General features: G+C 54.4%; 2 protein-coding genes. Both read left to right on the top strand.

From position 1 onward, the window contains the following. Nucleotides 1–1,227: site-2 protease family protein (locus H6F43_RS17525; RefSeq protein ID WP_190344003.1), on the top strand; the 1,227-nt coding region annotated here is incomplete at its 5' end. A gap of 89 nt (nucleotides 1,228–1,316) precedes the next feature. Next, entirely contained in the window at nucleotides 1,317–2,069 is a 753-nt protein-coding gene (locus H6F43_RS17520; RefSeq protein ID WP_190344002.1) for a Uma2 family endonuclease, read from the top strand. The last annotated feature ends 121 nt before the right edge of the window (nucleotides 2,070–2,190 follow it).

Below are 2,190 nucleotides of genomic sequence, written 5' to 3'. Positions count from 1 at the left end.
CCTGCTCAGACCACAGAAGGAACCGCAACGCCCTCTGTCGATCCGGCAGCGCTACGCCCGATCGACAAAGCCGAAGAAACGCAGCTCCAAAACTGCTTTCCCTGGTCGGTCTATTACCTACAAAATATTGAGTACCGCCCACAAGCTGTTATTTGTCGTGGACAGCTACGCAGCAAGCCCGAAGTTGCCTACCAGACGATTCGGGAAAATGTGGAAGAGGTGTTTGGCGATCGCTTCTACGTGGTCTTTCAAGAAGGTGCCAGCGGGAAGCCCTTTTTTGCGCTGGTGACGAACCCACGGTCTGAGAGTGCAGCAACGGGCGATCGCAAATTCACGAAAGGACGGGAAAAAGTGACTCGTCCGGGCATTGCCTTGGGGCTGTTAGCGGTTACGTTTTTTACAACAACCCTGGCGTGGCTGGAACTGATGGATAAACCCGTGCAGTTTTCTCCAGCTAACCTAGCGTTGGGTCTTCCCTACTCGCTAGCGCTAATGCTGATTTTGGGTCTCCACGAGTTAGGACACTACTTGACGGCGCGGCGCTACCAGATTCAGGCAACGCTGCCCTATTTTATTCCTGTGATTCCCATGTCCCTGTTTCCCTTCGGCACCTTTGGGGCATTTATTCAGATCCGATCGCCGATTCCCAACCGTCGATCGCTATTCGATGTCGGGCTATCGGGTCCGCTTTCTGGCTTTATTGTGGCGTTGCCGCTGCTGCTGTGGGGCTTGGCGCACTCCTCGATCGTGCCACTGCCGCCCAAGCCTCAAGCGTTTAATTTTCAGGCCCTCGATCCGAGTTTCTCGCTGCTGCTGACCTTGCTCAGCAAGCTGGTATTGGGGACTGGACTGACAGCGGAAACGGCGATTAATTTACATCCGGTTGCCGTTGCAAGCTGTTTGGGGCTGGTGGTAACGGCGTTTAACCTCATGCCTGTCGGTCAACTGGATGGTGGACACATTGTGCATGCGATGTTTGGACAGCGTACTGGAGCCGCGATCGGTCAAGTTGCCCGACTGCTGCTGCTGCTGCTGTCGTTTGCCCAACCGCATCTGCTGCTGTGGGCGATTCTGCTGTTCCTGATGCCTGCCAGCGATGAACCTGCCTTGAATGACGTGACGGAGTTGGATAATCGTCGCGATCTGTGGGGCTTGCTGGCGCTGGCAGTTTTGTTGTTAATCATCTTGCCAACGCCAGGATTTATTGCCAGCTGGCTAAACGTTTAGCGACTAGTCTGAGCTCCGCTGCGGTCAGCGTTTACCGTTTTGCGCCGTGATAGGTTAGAGGCAGCGCCTTGTTTTCTTGAGGTCGAGGTATGTTCCAGCTACAGCCGTCCTCCGCAGAGAGTGCTTACCCCGAAAGCGACGGCAAACCTATGGCAGACAACACCAAACAGTTTCGCTGGATTGTGGTGATCCAGCAGAATCTAGACTGGCTGTTTGCCCATGATCCGGCTGTTTTTGTAGCAGGTGATTTGCTCTGGTATCCCGTAGAAGGCAATCGAAATATCTGCACGGCACCCGATATCATGGTGGCATTTGGCAGACCAAAAGGCGATCGCGGCTCCTACAAACAGTGGGAAGAAGGCAACCTTCCGCCTCAGGTTGTATTTGAGATTCGCTCCCCTAGCAATACCGATGCAGAAATGAGCCGCAAGCTGCTGTTTTACGATCGCTATGGCGTAGATGAGTACTATCTCTACGATCCGGATACGAATCAATTTAACGGCTGGGTGCGGAGCGATCCATCTCTAGAAATGATTGAATCGGTTGCGGGTTGGATCAGCCCACGGTTGAAGGTTCGATTTGAGCGATCGGACGAAGAGCTACAAATCTACCGTCTGGATGGCAAGCGCTTTCTGAGCTATGCCGAAATTGCAGGACAGGCGCAGCAGGTAGAACAGCAGCTTGCACAGGAGCGTCAGCGTGCAGAACAGGAGCGTCAGCGTGCCGAGCAAGAGCGGCAACGCGCCGAACAAGAACGTCAGCGTGCAGAACAGGAGCGTCAGCGTGCCGATCGACTTGCTGAGCAGCTACGATCGCTGGGCATTGATCCTGAGCAGCGTTGATAGGGATGTGCCCCAAGCTGCCATTCAGGGAGTGCTCTAGCTCGATCGGTTCGGTTTGACGGTGGCAAGTCCAGTAATCAGATAGGCGATACTGGCTGACCCGTCAGACTAAAGGCACGAG

Source organism: Leptolyngbya sp. FACHB-36, assembly GCF_014695955.1.
In the GTDB taxonomy this organism is placed as follows: Bacteria; Cyanobacteriota; Cyanobacteriia; order Leptolyngbyales; family Leptolyngbyaceae; genus FACHB-36.
The sequence above is the reverse complement of the archived record's forward strand: the minus strand, read 5'-3'. Positions and strand labels throughout refer to the sequence as shown.

Coding starts and splice junctions, on each gene's coding strand:
- H6F43_RS17520 (WP_190344002.1), top strand. CDS start 1,317: ATGTTCCAGCTACAGCCGTCCTCCGCAGAGAGTGCTTACCCCGAAAGC.